The 17,307-nt window shown below is 64.8% G+C and carries 18 protein-coding genes; 4 read left to right on the forward strand and 14 right to left on the reverse strand.

Going from position 1 to position 17,307, the window contains the following annotated elements; all coding sequences use genetic code 11:
* Window positions 1-49 precede the first annotated feature (49 nt).
* From ACEOAC_RS19145 to ACEOAC_RS19180, 8 genes are all read right to left on the reverse strand, one after another.
* Window positions 50-1,423 carry an MFS transporter gene (locus ACEOAC_RS19145; protein WP_006465070.1) on the reverse strand — a complete coding sequence of 458 codons (1,374 nt, stop codon included), beginning with the start codon at window positions 1,421-1,423 and terminating at the stop codon, window positions 50-52.
* Window positions 1,424-1,513: 90 nt separating this feature from the next.
* Complete coding sequence (locus ACEOAC_RS19150) at window positions 1,514-1,927, reverse strand: RidA family protein (protein ID WP_006465071.1); 414 nt, start codon at window positions 1,925-1,927, stop codon at window positions 1,514-1,516.
* A gap of 50 nt (window positions 1,928-1,977) precedes the next feature.
* Window positions 1,978-2,766: a benzoate diol dehydrogenase BenD gene (gene benD, locus ACEOAC_RS19155; protein ID WP_413628521.1), complete on the reverse strand. Its 789-nt coding sequence runs from the start codon at window positions 2,764-2,766 to the stop codon at window positions 1,978-1,980.
* On the reverse strand, window positions 2,763-3,794 hold the full coding sequence (gene benC / locus ACEOAC_RS19160) for a benzoate 1,2-dioxygenase electron transfer component BenC (RefSeq protein ID WP_413445454.1): 1,032 nt from the start codon (window positions 3,792-3,794) through the stop codon (window positions 2,763-2,765). Before benC ends, benD begins: the two co-directional genes overlap by 4 nt.
* Window positions 3,795-3,816: 22 nt before the next feature.
* Window positions 3,817-4,320: a benzoate 1,2-dioxygenase small subunit gene (gene benB / locus ACEOAC_RS19165; RefSeq protein ID WP_413445455.1), complete on the reverse strand. Its 504-nt coding sequence runs from the start codon at window positions 4,318-4,320 to the stop codon at window positions 3,817-3,819.
* Complete coding sequence (locus tag ACEOAC_RS19170; protein ID WP_413445456.1) at window positions 4,317-5,705, reverse strand: Rieske 2Fe-2S domain-containing protein; 1,389 nt, start codon at window positions 5,703-5,705, stop codon at window positions 4,317-4,319. Before ACEOAC_RS19170 ends, benB begins: the two co-directional genes overlap by 4 nt.
* A 97-nt stretch (window positions 5,706-5,802) precedes the next feature.
* On the reverse strand, window positions 5,803-6,738 hold the full coding sequence (catA, locus tag ACEOAC_RS19175; protein WP_006465076.1) for a catechol 1,2-dioxygenase: 936 nt from the start codon (window positions 6,736-6,738) through the stop codon (window positions 5,803-5,805).
* Between the two features lie 49 nt (window positions 6,739-6,787).
* Complete coding sequence (locus tag ACEOAC_RS19180) at window positions 6,788-7,993, reverse strand: muconate/chloromuconate family cycloisomerase (protein ID WP_241812029.1); 1,206 nt, start codon at window positions 7,991-7,993, stop codon at window positions 6,788-6,790.
* Between the two features lie 144 nt (window positions 7,994-8,137).
* Here ACEOAC_RS19180 and ACEOAC_RS19185 point away from each other — a divergent pair, with 144 nt between their 5' ends.
* The 3 genes from ACEOAC_RS19185 (at window position 8,138) to pcaD (ending at window position 10,443) form a co-directional block, all read left to right on the forward strand.
* Window positions 8,138-9,091, forward strand: a complete 954-nt coding sequence (locus ACEOAC_RS19185; protein ID WP_006465078.1) for a LysR family transcriptional regulator — start codon at window positions 8,138-8,140, stop codon at window positions 9,089-9,091.
* Window positions 9,092-9,302: 211 nt separating this feature from the next.
* Window positions 9,303-9,590: a muconolactone Delta-isomerase gene (catC, locus tag ACEOAC_RS19190; RefSeq protein ID WP_006465079.1), complete on the forward strand. Its 288-nt coding sequence runs from the start codon at window positions 9,303-9,305 to the stop codon at window positions 9,588-9,590.
* A 73-nt stretch (window positions 9,591-9,663) separates the two neighbouring features.
* Window positions 9,664-10,443, forward strand: coding sequence for a 3-oxoadipate enol-lactonase (pcaD, locus tag ACEOAC_RS19195; RefSeq protein ID WP_413445382.1), 780 nt, complete (start codon window positions 9,664-9,666; stop codon window positions 10,441-10,443).
* Between the two features lie 37 nt (window positions 10,444-10,480).
* Here the strand turns inward: pcaD and ACEOAC_RS19200 are convergent, their stop codons facing one another.
* From ACEOAC_RS19200 to ACEOAC_RS19225, 6 genes are read right to left on the reverse strand one after another with little or no spacing between them, the layout of a single operon-like run.
* A complete protein-coding gene (locus tag ACEOAC_RS19200) occupies window positions 10,481-12,085 on the reverse strand; it encodes a response regulator (protein WP_413445381.1) in 1,605 nt (534 codons plus the stop codon).
* Between the two features lie 22 nt (window positions 12,086-12,107).
* On the reverse strand, window positions 12,108-13,907 hold the full coding sequence (locus ACEOAC_RS19205; protein ID WP_413628522.1) for an ATP-binding protein: 1,800 nt from the start codon (window positions 13,905-13,907) through the stop codon (window positions 12,108-12,110).
* Window positions 13,904-14,953, reverse strand: a complete 1,050-nt coding sequence (locus ACEOAC_RS19210; RefSeq protein WP_413628523.1) for an ATP-binding protein — start codon at window positions 14,951-14,953, stop codon at window positions 13,904-13,906. Before ACEOAC_RS19210 ends, ACEOAC_RS19205 begins: the two co-directional genes overlap by 4 nt.
* Window positions 14,938-15,348 (reverse strand): ATP-binding protein, encoded by a 411-nt coding sequence (locus ACEOAC_RS19215; protein ID WP_241812034.1) that lies wholly within the window; start codon window positions 15,346-15,348, stop codon window positions 14,938-14,940. The genes ACEOAC_RS19210 and ACEOAC_RS19215 overlap by 16 nt, the downstream gene beginning before the upstream one ends.
* 33 nt (window positions 15,349-15,381) lie before the next feature.
* On the reverse strand, window positions 15,382-15,738 hold the full coding sequence (locus ACEOAC_RS19220) for an STAS domain-containing protein (protein ID WP_006465085.1): 357 nt from the start codon (window positions 15,736-15,738) through the stop codon (window positions 15,382-15,384).
* Window positions 15,739-15,741: 3 nt separating this feature from the next.
* On the reverse strand, window positions 15,742-16,608 hold the full coding sequence (locus tag ACEOAC_RS19225) for an STAS domain-containing protein (RefSeq protein ID WP_006465086.1): 867 nt from the start codon (window positions 16,606-16,608) through the stop codon (window positions 15,742-15,744).
* Window positions 16,609-16,970: 362 nt separating this feature from the next.
* Here ACEOAC_RS19225 and ACEOAC_RS19230 point away from each other — a divergent pair, with 362 nt between their 5' ends.
* On the forward strand, window positions 16,971-17,219 hold the full coding sequence (locus ACEOAC_RS19230) for a hypothetical protein (RefSeq protein WP_006465087.1): 249 nt from the start codon (window positions 16,971-16,973) through the stop codon (window positions 17,217-17,219).
* The last annotated feature ends 88 nt before the right edge of the window (window positions 17,220-17,307 follow it).

Genomic DNA, 17,307 nt, shown 5'->3' on the forward strand with positions numbered 1-17,307 from the left:
CGATGCCCGAACCATCGCAGCGCCGAGCCGCCGTCCTGAAGTTGCGATCTTAAACGCTGCGCGACACCGATGCTGGCGACACGCCGCTCGCGCCGACACTGTTGGCACTGGCGCCCTGGCCGGCATGCCGGTAGCGCAGCATGAAGATGCCGATCGCCAGCGCCGCCACCAGACCAGGGATGGCGAAGACCAGGAAGTTCATCTTCAGCGGCAGGGCTGCCGCCATCAGCGCACCGCCCAGCAAGGGGCCGACGATGGCGCCCGAGCGGCCCACGCCGGAGGCCCAGCCCAGACCGGTGGAACGGATCGCCAGCGGGTAGAACTGTGCGGTGTTGGCATACAGCAGGATCTGCGTGCCGATGGTGGTGGCGCCCGCCACGATGATGAGCAGGTACAGCACCGGCGTGGGGCTGTTGAAGCCCAGCAGCGCAATGGCCACGGTCCCCACGGCGAAGAAGCTGATCACCACCTTGGGCAGGGTGAAGCGGTCGCCCAGCCAGCCGCCACCGATGGCACCAACCACGCCGCCGAAGTTCAGGGCCAGCAGGAAGGACAGCGAGGAACCCAGGCTATAACCGGCGCTGGCCATCAGCTTGGGCAGCCAGGAACCGAGTGCATACACCATCAGCAGGCAGCAGAAGAAGGACACCCAGATCATCAGCGTACCGACGCTGCGGTCCTGCTTGAACAGGTCCAGCATGGGTGCACCGGCACCCTTGGCCTCGGCCTGCACCAGTTGCGTATCGGCAGCGATGCCGGCCAGCGGGGCGACTTGCGCCAGCATGGCGCGCGCCTGCTCATGCTTGCCCTGGCGCAGCAGGAAGCCCACCGATTCCGGCAGCTTCCACAGGATCAGCGGCAGCAGCACCAGCGGCACGGCGGCGGCGAAGAACATCGACTGCCAGCCGAAGTTGGGCAGCATCCAGATGCCCAGGCCGGCACACAGCACGCCACCCAGCGAATAACCACTGAACATGATGGCCACCAGGGTGCTGCGCAAGCGCTTGGGCGCGTACTCGTTCATCAGCGCCACGGCATTGGGCATCAGGCCGCCGCAGCCCAGACCGGCCAGGAAGCGATACACGCCGAACTCGGTGGGCGAGGTCGAGAAGCCGCTCAGGAAGGTGGAGACGCTAAAGAGCACGAAGCTGATCGCCACGCCCTTCTTGCGACCGATGCGATCGGCCAGCGGGCCGAAGATGAAGGCACCGAACATCATACCGAACAGGGCATAACTGCCCAGTGCGCCGGCCTGCACTGGCGACAGGCTCCACTCCTTCATCAGTACCGGCAGCACGGCGCCGTAGATGAACAGGTCATAGCCGTCGAACACCAGCAGCAATGCGCACAGGCACATCACCATCCAGTGGAATTTGGTAAAGCGCGCGCCGTCGATGATCTGGCTCACTTCCAGGGTCTTCATGGGGTTCTCCTCCGTTGTTTCGGTTGTAGTCCGTTGTTGTACGTTGTTGTGCGTTGTTGTTATGTCTGATGGATCGGGTGCTGCGCTTACCTAGTGCCTGGTCTCCTCGTGTCGCAGATGTGCCACCGCCTTGATCTCGACGATGTAGCCGGGTGCGCCGCCCAGCATGTGGGCGCCGATGGCGGTCCAGGCCGGCAGCGGATAGCGCGTCAGGTAACGGTTGCGAACCTTGATGAACAGCGGCAGGTCGCGCATGTCGGTGTGGAAGCTGGTGAGGTCGACGATATCGTCCAGCGTGCCGCCGGCGGTCTCCAGCACCTGCTTGAGGTTCTCGAAGGCCTGCACGATCTGGGCTTCGCGTGGCTCGACCAGTTGCATGGCGTGGTTGCGGCCGATCTGGCCGGACACATACAGGATGCTGCCCACCAGCACGCCGGGGGCATAACCGATCTTTTCGTAGACGTCTTCCATTCCCTTGGGAATGATGGCCTGGCGCTCTGGCATGGCTTGGCTCCGTGATCTGTGGATGGTGTGGATGATGTGAATCAGGTGGATCAGCCGTTGTCGCCGCCGGCCACCGGCAGGACGGCACCGGTGATGTAGCTGGCGTCATCGGAGGCGAGGAAGAGGATCGGAGCGATCTGCTCTTCCAGCGTGGCGTAGCGTTTGAAGAAGGTGGAGCCGATGACCTGCTGTATCGCCTCCTGCATCCAGCTCAGCTCGCGGGCGTTGTCGCCCTCGGCATTGCGCGGCACGCGACGCGGCGGGGCCTGGGTGCCGCCAGGAGCGGTCGCCACCACACGGATGCCGCGCTCGCCGTATTCCATGGCCAGCGCGGTGGTCACGGCATTGATGCCTCCCTTGGCGGCCGAATACGGCACCCGCCGTATGCCGCGCGTGGCATTGGAGGACACATTGACGATCGTCCCCGCGCCCTGCCGCAGCATATGCGGCAGCACCGCATGCGAGCTATACAGGGTGGGCATGAGGGAACGGCGGATTTCGTCATCGATCTGGGACGGTTCGAATTCAGCGAAGGGTCGCATGCGGATGGCGCCGCCCACGCCGTTGATCAGCACGTCGATGCGGCCGAAGCGGGTGATGGCCTCACTCACGGCGGCCTGGGCGCCTTGATAGGTTTCCAGGTCGGCGACGAAGCCGATGCCGCGCCCGTCCTGCGCCTCGGCCGCCACCTCATGGACGAACTCGGCGCGGTCCACCAGCATCACCCGTCCGCCCTCGGCGGCGATGGCCAGCGCCACGCCGCGCAGGATGCCCTGGGCGGCGCCGGTGACGATCACCACCTTGCCCTGGAAGCGGGCCTTCATGGCGGCCCCGCTCATGCCGCCACCGCCACCGGGGCCGGCTGGCTGGTGACGAACTTCTCGTAGTAGAAGCTGGCCGGGCTGATGCCCTGGGCCTGGAAGTGCTTCTGCACCGCCTCCACCATCGGTGGCGGACCGCACAGGTAGACATCCACCGCGCCATCGTGCAGCACCTCGGCCGGCATGTGCTGGGTCACGTAACCCTGGCGCGGGTGCGCGGTGGCGGCATCGGCCACGCAGGTGGTGAAGCTGAAGCCGGGCAGGCGGCGGGCATAGTCTTCCAGGCGCTCCACCAGCACCAGGTCCTGGTCGCGGGTGACGCCGTAGATCATGTGCACCGGCTGGTCGATGCCCTGGCGCAGCATCTCTTCCAGCATCGACAGGAAAGGCGCCAGCCCGGTACCGCCGGCCAGCATCAGCACCGGCCGGGTCACCGGTCGCAGGTAGAAGCTGCCCAGCGGCCCGGTCAGGTCGAGTGCATCACCCGGCCGGGCGGTGGCCAGCCAGCTGCTCATCAGGCCGCCCGGCACGTTCTTGATCAGGAAGCTCATGCGCGCAGCGCCCGAGGCCGAACTGAAGGAGTAGGCGCGATGCTGGTCGCTGCCCGGCACGCCGACGTTGACGTACTGCCCCGGCAGGAAACCGGGCGCATCGGCTGCCACCTCCAGCACCAGTTCGAAGGCGGCACCGGCAAACCCGGTCACCTGGGCCACCTTGCCGCCAAAGCGGGCGGTGCCGGTCTTGCAGGCGGTGGAGGCGACCGGTACGGCCACCACGCAATCCGACTGCGGCACCATCTGACAGGTCAGCACCAGACCGGATTGCGCCTCGTCGCTGCTCAGGGCATCGTCGATGTAGTCATCGCCCAGGTCGTAACGACCGCTCTCGGCGCGGCACTTGCAGGTGCCGCATACGCCATCGGAGCAATCCATGGGCAGGTTGATGCGCTGGCGGAAGGCGGCGTCCAGGACTTTTTCCTTGGGGCCGCAATCGATGACGCGGGTGACGCCGTCTTCGAAGTTGAGGGCGATGCGGTAGCTGCTCATTTGCTGTCTCCTGCCGCCGGTCTCAGACGTGATAGACGTCGATGACCTGGCGGATATAGTCGTTCTTCAGTGCGATCTTCTTGCGGGCGATGACGAAACCACCCGGGGCGCCCGCGCTCTTCCTGAGCGTGGCCAGCACCGTCCCGAAGAACTGGTCGGTGATCTTGTAGCGGTGCGACAGGGTGTGGAAGTTGTAGCGCACGTCCACGGCGTCCTCCCGCTCGGCCAGGATTTCCACGTTGGCGATCATGTGGCTGGTGCGCGGCTCCGGCATGGAGGCGCTGGAACGCTCGGTCTTGATGCGGAACACGCGATCTTCCAGGCCTTCCCGGTTGGCGTAGTACATCAGCGAGATTTCGCGCTGCGGGTCCTGGGTCAGCTGGTCGTCGTCGTCCCAGGCCGGCATCCAGTACTCGACATCGGGGGCGTACAGTTCCAGCCAGGGTTCCCATTCGCGCTCGTCCAGGTGGCGTGCCTCGCGATAGAGGAAGGCGCATACCGCGCCCAGTTCGACGGTGCTGCTCATGCTTGTGCTCCTTCCCGGGCTGCCTGGTCTGCGGCGGCGCGCTCCTTGCCGACCGCCTTGCGCATCTGCTCGGTCCAGTAGTGGTGCTGGCAGACGAACAGGCCTTCATCCTCGCTACGCTCGCCGCTCAGCTTGGGGTTCATGCCCATCTTGCGGGCGTTCTCGTCGGGGCCTTGCTTCCACAGCGGGGCGCCACGGCTCATGTCGTTCCAGCGCACGGTCGAACCGGCGTAACCGGCCTGGCAGGCGCGGAATTCTTCCAGGTCATCGGCGGTACCCATGCCGGAGACATTGAAGAAATCTTCATACTGGCGAATGCGCAGCCGACGGTCTTCATCACTCTCGCCCTTGGGGCCGAAGCAGAAGATGCTGATCTCGGTCTTGTCCACGCTGATCGGACGGGCCACGCGGATCTGCGTGCCGAACTGGTCCATCAGGAACACGTTGGGATACAGGCACAGGTTGCGGGTCTGGGCCACGATGGTGTCGGCGCGGGCCTGGCCGACGCGGGCGGCCAGTTCTTCGCGCTGGTTCCAGATCGGGCGCACTTCCGGGTTGAGGGTATTGGTCCACAACAGGATGTGGCCATTCTCGAAGCCATAGACGCCGGCCACCGCCTTGCTCCAGTTGTTGGCGTCGGTGGCCTTGGTGCCGCCTTCCTTGCGGCGGCCCATGGTGGCCGCGTAGTTCCAGTGCACGGTGCTGACGTGATAACCGTCGCAGCCGTTTTCCATCTGCATCTTCCAGTTGCCGTCGTAGATGTAGCTGGAGTTGCCGCGCAGGACTTCCAGTCCGTTGGGCGCCTGGTCGACGATCTGGTCGATGATCACGCGGGTCTCGCCCAGGTACTCTTCCAGCGGCAGCACGTCCTCCGACAGGCTGCCGAAGAGGAAGCCCCGATAGCTCTGGAAGCGCGCCACCCGGGTCAGGTCATGCGAGCCGTCCTTGTTGAAGGAGACCGGGTATTCGGTGGTCTTCTCGTCCTTCACCTTGAGCAGCTTGCCGCTGTTGCTGAAGGTCCAGCCGTGGAAGGGGCAGGTGAAGCTGCTCTTGTTGCCGTGCTTGCGACGGCACAGCATGGCGCCCTTGTGGGCGCAGGCATTGATGACGGCGTTCAACTGGCCGGTCTTGTCGCGGGTGATGACCACCGGCTGACGACCGATCCAGGTGGTGTAGTAGTCGTTGACCTCGGGAATCTGGCTCTCGTGGGCCAGGTAGACCCAGTTCGATTCGAACAGGTGCTTCATCTCCAGCTCGAACAGCTCGGGGTTGGTGAAGATGTCACGACGGCAGCGGAAGATGCCATTGGCAGGGTCTTCCTGCAGGGCGCTGTCGAGCAGGCTGTCGACGGCTTGGTACTTGTCAGCGGCGGCGAGGGTGTTCATGGTGCGGTTTCTCCAGGGTGCAAGCCGCCCCCCGCGATGGTGGCCATCGCGGCTTCACTGCGGCGGGGGGTGGACGAAGTGGCGCCGAAGGGGCGCGTCAGGCCGCCAGACGCGGGCGATCGACGATCTGGTTGTCGGCGCCGTTGACCAGGGCAGTCAGCGAGATGTCGAAGACGATCTCGGCGAACGGCCCCTCCAGGCCCTCGGCCTTGATGCTGGCGGCATCGGTACGCTCGACCAGCGGCGGCACCAGGCCTTCGCGGGTGGCGTAGGCGAAGTCGTCATAGATCAGCGGATCGCCTTCGATGTTGATCTGCGTGGTCAGCTTGCGATGACCTTCGGCGGTGACGAAGAAGTGGATGTGCGCCGGACGGTTGCCGTGACGACCCAGTTCATTGAGCAGGCCCTGGGTGGGACCGGCCGGCGGGCAGCCGTAGGCGGCCGGCATGATGCTGCGGAATTTGTAGCGCCCCTGGGCGTCGGTGATGATGGTGCGACGCATGTTGAACGGCTTTTGCTCGCCGGTCGGATCGAAGTGCGAATAGAAGCCCTTGGTATTGGCATGCCAGACTTCGACCTGCACGCCCGGCAGCGGCTTGCCGTCGGCACCGTAGACGGTACCGTGCATGATGATGGTCTGGCCGGCCTGGTCACTGCCGTCATCCAGGCGGGCAAAGCCCTGCTCCACCGGTGCACCGGCGACGTAGAGCGGACCTTCGATGGTGCGCGGGGTACCGCCGGTGATGCCCAGGGCAGCATCTTCGGCATCCATGCGCATGTCCAGGAAGCGGTCCAGACCCAGGCCCGGCGACAGCAGGCCGGCCTCGCTGGAGGCGCCCAGGCGGTTGATGTAGGCCACGCCGGCCCAGTATTCGTCGGACGTGATTTCCAGGTCTTCGATAGTCTTGAACAGGTCCGAGAGAATGCGATGCACGATCTGCTTGGTGCGCGGGCTACCGCCTTCGGTGTCCAGGCCGCTGGCCAGACGCAGGAAATCTTGTACTTCGGGGGTGCTGAAAATCTTGGCTGCCATGGTTGAGTCTCCTATTGGATTTATCGATCGGGGAAAGTGATTTTTTGTTTTATCCGACCAGTGCGGTCGGCCTCGCTGCTGTCACTGTGGTCACGGTAGCGCCTTGCCTGCGGTCGCGACGGAAGTATTGCACACGCTCTTCATCGAGCACGATGCCAAGGCCGGGGCCTTGCGGAATGGCGAGATGGAAGTCCTGGTACTGCAGGGGCGTGGCCAGGATTTCCTCGGTCAGCAGCAGCGGCCCGAACAGTTCGGTCCCCCACTGCAGTTCGCGGAAGGTGGCGAAGGCGTGCGCCGAGGCGATGGTGCCGATGGCGCCCTCCAGCATGGTGCCGCCGTACAGTTCGATGCCGGCGGCGTCGCCGATGGCAGCCACCTGCTGGGCCGCGCGCAGGCCACCGGATTGTTCGATCTTGATGGCAAAGACGTCGGCGCCGCCGATGCGCGCCAGGGCGAAGGCCGAGGCCGGGCCGGTCAGCGATTCATCGGCCATCACCGCGATGGCATGCTTGCCCTTCAGGCGTGCCAGCGCCTGGGGCGAGGCCACCGGCTGCTCCACCAGTTCGCAGCCGGCATCGACCAGGCCGGCCAGGCCGCGCTGGGCTTCCAGTTCGCTCCAGGCCATGTTCACATCCACCCGCACCGTACCGCGGTCGCCCAGGGCCTTCTTGATGGCGGCCACGTGGGCAACGTCGGCGTCGACCTCGCGTCGGCCGATCTTGAGCTTGAAGATATTGTGGCGACGCTGGGCCAGCATGCGCTCGGCTTCGTCGATGTCCTTGGCGGTATCACCCGAGGCCAGGGTCCAGGCCACCGGCAGGCTGTCACGGGCCGGTCCGCCCAGCAGTTGCGAGACCGGCAGGCCGGTGCGCTGGCCCAGGGCATCGAACAGCGCGGTCTCGATGGCGCACTTGGCGAAGCGGTTGTCCTGGATGGCCTTGTTCAGGCGTGCCATCAGGGCTGGAATGGCACTGGCGTTGGCCCCCAGCAGCAGGGGTGCGAAATAGGTATCGATGGCCAGCTTCATGCCCTCGGGCGACTCCGCGCCGTAGGCCAGGCCGCCGATGGTGGTGCCCTCGCCCACGCCGACACTGCCGTCGGAACAATATAGGCGTACCAGCATCAGGGTCTGCCCGTTCATGGTCGCCATCGACAATTGATGGGGGCGGATGGTGGGCAGATCGACCAGGAAGGTCTCGACCCGCTCGATGCTCGCCGGGGCTGCCGCAGTGTGAAGGTGTTGTTGGGTATCCATGGCTTGCATTGAACACCCGAAAGCCCTGCCATTGCCAACACCAAATACATCTAGTTTCATACCTTTTTTATATAGTTTTGCAGTGCACCCAAAGAAATCAAAGAATTAGACATCTTTTGTTCCCGTGCGATATGATTTTTGGCCATGGACATCAGACAACTGAAATACTTCGTCGCCGTCGCCAATACGCGCAACTTCACGCGGGCCTCGGAGCAGCTGCACATTGCGCAGCCCCCCTTGAGCCGCCAGATCCAGCTGCTGGAAGAAGAGCTGGGCGTGCAGCTGCTCCTGCGCAACAGCCGCCCGCTGCGCCTGACCGAGGCCGGCCGGGTGTTCTACGAGCAGGCGCTGCAGATCCTCAACCGCCTGGAGCAGCTGAAGAACGCCACCCAGCAGATCGGCCTGAACCAGCGCCAGACACTCTCCATCGGCTTCGTCGCCTCGACCCTCTACGGTGGCCTGCCGGTGCTGGTACGCAAGCTGCGCCAGCACTACCCGGAGGTGGATATCCAGTTGCTGGAACTGACCTCGATGCAGCAGTTCGCGGCCCTCAAGTCGGGGCGCATCGATATCGGCTTCGGCCGCATCCGCAGCAACGACGCCACGGTGGCGCGCATCGTCCTGCGCGAGGAAAAGCTGGTACTGGCGATCCCGCCCTCCTTCCCGCTGGCGGCCAGCCACCAGCGCGTGAGCCTGAAGGAAGTGCATGGCCAGAAGCTGATCGTCTATCCCAAGGAGCCGCGCCCCAGCTTTGCCGACCACATCCTGAGCCTGCTCAACGACCAGGACATCCATCCCGCCGAAGTGCACGAGGTGCGCGAAATCCAGACCGCCCTGGGCCTGGTGGCGGCGGAGTCGGGCCTGTGCCTGATCCCGGCCTCGGCGCGCCTGCGCAATGACCTGCATTACCGGCTGATCGACGACCCGCGTGCCACCTCGCCCATCATCCTGACCCACCGCATCAACGACAACGCCTGGTACATCGAGGCCGTCAAGCAACTGGTGGCGGACATGTACGCCGAGCGCCCGGCCTGGCTGGACATCGAGACCAGTTCCTTCCCGGCCACCGGCTTCCCGAATCCCGAGCGGCGCGATTGAGCGCCGTGGTGGTGCTGCTGTGGTGCTGTAGTACAGCTGTATGCGGGCTTCATTGATGCACTGCGCTGTCGTCCCAGGTTGACATCCTCACCGGCACACGCCTACACTCGGCTGTGCGAATAAAGGATTAATGTTCGTTAATCGAACATATCATCTGAAGCTTCAGCCCTCGCCCCCACCATAATCACAACGCGATAACGGAGAAAACATCATGCTGTTCATGGTCCAAATGCAAGTCAACATCCCCGCCACCCTGGACAAGGCGGTCGCCGACCAGTTGAAGAAGGACGAGAAGGAGATGGCGCAGAAGCTGCAGCGCGAAGGCAAGTGGCGCGACCTGTGGCGCGTGGTGGGTCAGTATGCGAATGTGAGCATCTTCAATGTCTCGGGCAATGACGAGCTGCACAACATCCTCTCGGCGCTGCCGCTGTACCCCTTCATGAGCATCTCTGTCACCCCGCTGACCCAGCACCCCTCGGCCATCGCACAGATCGGCTGAGCTTCCCCCGTCCCTGCTGACCACCATCGCGCGCCCCCGGTCTGATGCCGGCCGGCGCGACAAGGATCGATCCATGCCATTCGCAACACTGAACGGAATCAAGCTGCACTATCAACTCGACGGCGATGCCTCGCTGCCGGTGCTGGTGTTTTCCAATTCGCTGGGGACTTCGCTGGCGATGTGGGAGCCGCAGATGGCCGAACTGAGCCAGCACTTCCGCGTGCTGCGCTACGACACCCGCGGCCACGGCCAGTCGGAGGTCACGCCCGGCCCCTATACCATCGCCCAGCTGGGGGGTGACGTCATCGCCCTGCTGGACCATCTGCAGATCACCCAGGCGCATTTCTGCGGCCTTTCCATGGGTGGCAGTACCTTCATGTGGCTGGCGGTGCATCATCCGGAGCGGGTCAACAAGCTCATCCTCTGCAATACCGGGGCCAAGATCGGCACCCCCGAGGCATGGAACAGCCGCATCGAGACAGTGCAGCGTGACGGCCTGTCCGCCATTGCGGCGGCAGTGGTGTCACGCTGGCTGACGCCGGAATATGCGGCCCAGCATCCGCAGCAGGTGCAAGCCCTGACCACGATGCTGTTGGCGACCCCGGCCGAAGGCTATGCCGGCGCCTGCGCGGCGGTGCGAGACAACGACCTGCGCGCGGCCATCGCCGGCATCACTGCCCCGACCCTGGTGATTGCCGGCAGCGGCGATGTGCCCACACCACCGGCCGATGGACAATTCATGCGCGCCACCATCCCGGGCGCGCTGTATGTGGAATTCGATGCCGCCCACATCTCCAACCAGCAGCAGCCCAAGGCCTTCACCCAGGCCGTGCTGCAGTTCCTGACGCAATAAGCCGCCGCGCCGTCCCCGGCCCCACGCCCAGCCTGCTTCAGGCGCGGGCACGCGGCGGCGGACGGCGCAACTCCAGTTGCGCCAGGGTATCGAGGTCGACCGGCTTGACCAGGTAGTCGTCGACACCGGCGTCGTAGGCTTCGCGCTTGTCTTCATCGCTGCTGAAGCCCGAGCAGGCCAGCAGGTAGACGTTGCGGGTGGCCGGCTCGGCCCGCAGGGCGCGGATCAGGTCGTGACCGGTCATGTCCTTGAGCCCGATGTCCAGCAACACCGCATCGGGAACCCATTCCTTGGCACGGGCGATGGCACGCGTGCCGCTATAGACCGCCTGCACATCGTGGCCCAGCAACTCCATCAATTCCTTCATGGTGTCGGCGATGTCGATGTTGTCGTCCACCACCAGCACGCGCATCCCGGCACGCGGCGTGCCGTCGGTTGATGCTGCTGCGTTTGTGGTGCTTGTGCCATTCGCGGCATTCGTGGCAGTCGTGGCAGTCGTCTCGGTCGTCGCATTTGCCGGATCGGAACCGCTGGCGGTCTTGTCCGGCATGGACCGCGGCAGTTCGATGCGGAACACGCTGCCCTGGCCGATGCCGGCACTCTGCACGGTCAATTCGCCCCCATGCAGCTGGACCAGGCTGCGTGCCAGCGACAGGCCGATTCCCAGCCCATCCTGACGATCATGACCCAGCGCATTGGCCTGGGCGAACATGCCGAAGATATCGTCCAGTCGCTCGGCGGCGATGCCGATGCCTTCATCCCGGACTGTCAAGACCACCTTGTCGGCCTCAGCCTGCGCTGCCAGGTAGATATGACCGCCCTCCGGGCTGAACTTGACGGCATTGTGCAGCAGGTTGATCAGCACCTGGGCCAGCCGGACCTCGTCACCCTCCACCGCCAGGCTGGCATCGGCCATGTCCAGGTGCAGCTGTTGACGCTTGCGCTCCATCAGCTGCTGGGCCGATTCCAGAGCATTGTGGATGACCTCGGCCACCAGCGTGCGACGCAGCTGCAGCGCCAGCTTGTTGTGTGACAGGCGCGACACGTCCAGCAGGTCGTCCACCAGCCGCACCATGTGGTCGAGGTGATTGGAAATGGTGTTGCGGGCGCGCAGCTCCCACTCCGGCGCATCCGGCGCCCGGGTGTTGAGAATACCGATGGCATTGCGCATGGGCACCAGCGGATTGCGCAGCTCGTGCGCCAGGATGGCCAGGAACTCGTCCTTGCGGCGGTCGATCTCGCGTAGCTCGTTCTCCACCTTGGCCAGGCGCAGCAGCGCATGCACGTTGGCCACCAGCTCGGCCGGTTCGATCGGTTCGAACAGGTAGTTGTCGGCGCCGCCTTCGAGGGCGCGGATCTTGTCGGCCAGTCCGATGTAGGAGGCCGAGGTCTGCAGCACCAGGCAGGAGGCGGTGGCCGGATCGGCCTTGAGGCGGGAGCAGACTTCCATGCCGTGGATGTCGGGCAGCTTCACGTCCAGCAGGATCAGCGCCGGCTTCAGTTCGCGTGCCAGCGCCAGTGCCTCGGTGCCGCTGGCAGCCTCCACCACGCGCAGCCCGGCCTTGGTCAGGATACGGGTGCGCGCATAACGGGCGGCGTCGGTATCGTCGACGTTGAGGATCAGTTGTTGAGGATGGCTCATGGCAGGCATGGGTAACATGGGTTTAGGCATTGACCTTGCCGAGGGCGATTTCGTTTCGATGCGGCGGCAATTCCACCAGCGAACGCAGGGCCGCCAGCAGTTCATCGCGTCCCACCGGCTTGAGGAAATAGGCGTCCGCGCCCAGTCCCATGGCCTTGCTCTTGTCGTCCACGTCGGAGGCGATGATGACCGGCACATCGCAACGCGAGGGGTCGTTCTTGAGCTGCACCAGCCAGTGCCAGGAATCCTTGCCGTCCAGCAGGATATCCAGCACCACGGCGCAGGGCTCGCCGTTGCGCCACAGGGCTTCGGCCTCGGCCACCGACGAGGCCGGCACCACGCGGAACTCCGACTGGTGCAGGTAGCGCTGGTACAGCAGGCGCAGTTCAGGCCGGTCTTCCACTACCAGCACCGGCAAGCTGGCGGCCGAGGGCTCCGGCCGCTCGTGCAAGGCCAGCGGCGGCCCATCGGGCAGGGCCCCGGTGCCGGCATGGATCACCGGGATCACCGCGCTGAAGGTCGAACCCTGGCCCTGCTGACTGGCCACCGCCACTTCACCGCCCAGCAGCATGGCCAGCTGGCGACAGAGCGGCAGGCCCAGGCCGGTGCCCTTGACGTGGCGTTGCAGGTGGTTTTCCACCTGCGAGAATTCTTCGAAGATAATGCCCAGATGCTGGGGCGGGATGCCGATGCCGGTATCGGTGACCGAGAAGCGCACCGTGCCGTCGTGCAACGGCTCGGCGGTCACCGTGATGCTGCCCTGCTCGGTGAACTTGATGGCATTGGAGATGAAGTTGCGCAGGATCTGCGAAAGCTTGCCCTCATCGGTGAACATCTCGCATTCGTCAGGAGCGACAAAACTCAGGCGTAGCCGGTCCGACACCAGCAAAGGGCGCAGCATGCCGCGCAGGGCGCTGAAGAGTTCGGCTACCTGGAAGCGGCTGGGCTGGATCTCGACCTTGCCGGCCTCGATCTTGGCCAGGTCCAGCAGGTCATTGACCAGTTCCGACAAGGCCCCGGCGCTGTCCAGGATGTAGCGCACCTGGCGTTCCTGCTCGGTACCGAGTTCGCCATCCACCCGATCCAGCAACAACTTGGCCAGCGCCCGGATGGAGGACAGCGGGGTGCGGAATTCATGGCTCATGTTGGAGAGGAAGCGCGACTTGGCCTCGTCGGCGCGGCGCAGGTGGTCGGCCTTTTCATCCAGCTCCGCATACAGCGCCACCACGCCGCGGTTGGTGTCTTCCAGTTCGCGGGTCAGTTGCAGCAACTCTTCCTGACGGCCCTTGAGCTCGGCCAGGGTGGCCAGCAATTCCTGGTTCTGCTGCTGGGTTTCGAACAGGGCCAGCCCGGCCGGTGCGGCCGCCAGCGCGCTGCCGATCTCACCGGCCACGCGCGGCGTGATCAACCGTGCCGCCGGCGGCAGCAGCTTGCGCATCAGCACCGTGGTGCCCTTGCCCGGGGCGGTCTCGATATCGAAGGCATCCATCAGCTTGCGCGCACCCGTCAGCCCCAGGCCCATGCCGGTATGGGACTGATAGCGCCCGGACAGCACCAGCTCCAGGTCGGCAATGCCCGGCCCCTGGTCGCGCACGCACATGAGCAAGGTCTGCGGGGCGGTACTGCCTTCGATGGCGAACTCCACCTGACCGCGCCCGGCATAGCGGAAGGCATTGCGCGCCAGTTCCGAGATGCTGGTGGCGATGCGCACCTGGTCCTGCTGCGCAAAGCCACACAATTCGGCGATCTGGCGCGCGCGCTGGCGAGCTCCGACCACATCGATTTCATTGCCGATGGCCACGGTGAGCAAACGCAAGGTCATCCCGCCTCTCCCTGACGCAGGACCATGACGCTGACGTCGTCACGGCCACGATAGAAATCACGATACAGCAGGGCCGCAATCACGGCCGCGTGCGCCTGTTCCACGCCCGGATAGCCATCCAGCGACCAGCGGCTGGTCAACCCATCCGAATGGAGGATCAGCAGCATGCCATCCTGCCAGGGCGTCTCGAACTGCTGCACCTTGCGCAGGTTGTGGCCGACGATGCCATTGACCGAGACCAGATGACGGCGTTGACCGTCCAGGCTGGTACAGCAGGCGATATTGCCGACCCCGGCAAAGCGCACCTTGCCGCCCTGCACATCAATGCTTGCGACGGCCACCGCCGCGCCCCGCGTCTTCTGCAAGGCGGCGTGCATGGGCGGCACCAGTTCCGCAGGCGGTCGCACACGGCTGACTGCCGCCATGTCGGCCAGCACCTGTACGGCGCCCTCGGCGGCATCGGCGGCGGCGTCGCCATGGCACAGGCCGTCGACCACCATCGACAAGAGCCCGTCATCCACGGTCGCCGCCCAGCCCGCATCACCGCAGCGCTGCTCGCCCGCCAGCGGCAGGCAGACCAGGCCGCACTGCCACGGCTGGCGCGCCCCCGGTGCCTCCCACAGCACGGCGCGCAGGATCGTGCCGCGCTCGGGCCAGGAATAGACGTCAAATTCGTCGGACTGGCGCCGGATGGCGCCCAGCCCCACACCATAGGTACCGGTCGTCGAATTGCCATCGGCCATGGCGGCCTGGGCATCGCGCATGCCGGGGCCACTGTCGATGGCCAGCATCTCGATGCCACGCACCGCTGCACCCGCTGCGGTATTGCCCATGACGGAGCGCAACAGGATTTCTCCATGCCCGGCATGCTTGAGCATATTGGTGGCCGCTTCGGTCAGCACCAGCGCCAGCCGGGCCGCCGGTTCCTGGGCAAAACCCAGTCGTCGCGCCAGGTCGGCCGCCGCCCGTCGCGCTGCTGCGATATCGACGGTTTCATTGACGGCGACGCATTCCTCGCTGCGCGAGGCCGTCAGAACAGTTTCCATTTGATGATGCTTACCTGGGTTCCCGCGCCCGGCGCGGTATCGATCTCGAATTCATCGGCCAGCCGCTTGGCGCCGGACAGTCCCAGCCCGAGGCCGCCGCCGGTGGTGTAGCCATCGGTGAGCGCCAGCCCGATATCGGCGATGCCCGGTCCCTGGTCGGCAAATACCAGTCGCAGGCCACGTCGGGTGCCGCTATTGAGCTCATCCACGCGGGCTTCGCCGCCACCGCCGTAGCGCAGGGTATTGCGCGCCAGTTCGCTGGCCGCCGTCACCATCTTGGTCTGCTCCACCAGCGAAAAGCCCAGTCGCACCAGATGGTCGCGCACCAGCTTGCGCAGGCGCACCACGTCTTCGTCGGTCTGCAGGGTCTGGGTCAGGAGTTGCTGTTCATCCACCGTGTACCTCGCACGGCATGTGGGGCGCGCCCATCAGTCGCTCTCCGACTCAAGCAGCTTGACGCCGCGTTCCACATTGAGGGCGGTACGCACGCCATCCAGTGTCAGTCCCAGCTCGACCAGGGTGATGGCCACGGCCGGCTGCATGCCTACCACCACGGTGCGGGCGTCCAGCACCCGCGCCATGGAGGCGGTATTGCTGATCATGCGACCGATGAAGGAATCCACCACGTCCAGCGCGGAGATGTCGATGAGCACGCCGCGCGCGCGGTCCTTGACGATGCGCTCGGTCAGGTCGTCCTGCAGCGCCATGGCCAGGCGATCGTGCATGTCGACCTGGATGGTCACCAGCAACAAGCGCCCCATGCGCAGGATAGGGATGCGTTCCATGGATTACTGCTCCGTATTCTGGACAGTAACCCGCGAGCCGGTCTTCTTGAGCGCGATCATGAAGGCATCGGCCAGAGTGGCCTTGGTGGTCACGTCTTCCAGGTTCACGCCCAGATGCACGATGGTCTGGGCGATCTGCGGACGGATGCCGCTGATGATGCAGTCCGCGCCCATCAGGCGGGCGGCAGCGATGGTCTTGAGCAGATGCTGGGCCACCAGCGTATCGACGGTGGGCACGCCGGTGATGTCGATGATGGCGATCATGGCGCCGGTCTCGACGATCTTCTGCAGCAGGCTTTCCATCACCACCTGGGTGCGCGCACTGTCGAGCGTGCCGATCAGCGGCAGCGCCAGCACGTTCTGCCACAGCTGCACCACCGGCGTGGACAGCTCAAGCAGTTCCTGCTGCTGACGCAGGATGACCTGCTCGCGCGCCTTCTGGTGCACTTCAATGGTGTACAGGCCCAGCTTGTCGAACAGCGAACTGGTGGCCGCGATCTCCTGCGCCAGCTGGGCCGGCTGCTCGCCCAGGATGCTGCGCAGATGGTCGAACAGCGGTTCCTTCAGGGCAAACACGAAGCTGGCGGTATCCAGCGAGGAAAAGCCCTGCAGCGCACGCGTACGCGACACTTCGCCCAGCAGGTGGCGCACATCGGCCCAGTCGTTGCCATCGGTGTCGCTGCCGGCCCCGCTTTCCAGGGTACGGGCCAGCAGGCTCAGGAACTGTTCGGCCTGGCGGCGGATTTCGAATTCACCGCTTTTTTCCTTGCGGCCCAGTTTGGACGTCAAGGTCGTGAGCCAGTTTTCCAGCAGGCTTTGCTGGTGCTGGTTGAGAATCACGGTCAGTTGCTGGGTGTGAGCGGAAGTCATGTTCTTTTTGTGTCCTGGACGGTCATACCTTCCGCTTCGCGTGGCTGGCGGAAGGCGCATTGGGAAAGGTACCGGGCGCCTGCAGTCCCCCTGGACGCACGGTCTGACCATTCTAGGTGACGCGGCTTTGAAGCTATGCAAGACAACACCTACAAGACTTGTAGGAATCCATTACCTCCTTGCTCTTTTCCTGCTGATTTTCTTGAGGGCTGGAAATGCTGGCGCTTGCGCTAACGCCCGGGCCTTTGGCAAGCTTGCCCGACGCTGTTTATAATGCCGCCCAAACCATAGGAGGAAAGCAGTTGGGTCAACGTGCAAACACGATGTCTTGTTACGAAGTGACGGGACATTCTTCGCCGTTCATGTTCAGGGTCTGGTGCGCCAACCGCGCCGACAGCTGGTTCGTCAGCGGCGTGGAAATCCGCCACCGCTCCATTGGGCAGCTCTTCCCCAAGCGCTCCCTGCCGGGCCTGTACGACTCCAAGCCCCTGGCGCTGGCCCGCGGTATCCACTGGTGCGAATGCGTAGCCCATCAATTGCTGGAGGCCGAGGTACCGGAAGTGCCGTCGGGCCTGTTGCCTCCCGGACGGATAGTGCGCGAGCTGCGCTAGGGCCTGTTCACACTCGCAGATTCAGTGTCAACAGGCCCTAAAAAAAGGCGCTGACCAGCGTCAGCGCCCTCTTCCTTCCCTCTTAGCC

Source organism: Herbaspirillum frisingense (assembly GCF_047325095.1).
Lineage (GTDB): Bacteria > Pseudomonadota > Gammaproteobacteria > Burkholderiales > Burkholderiaceae_D > Herbaspirillum > Herbaspirillum frisingense.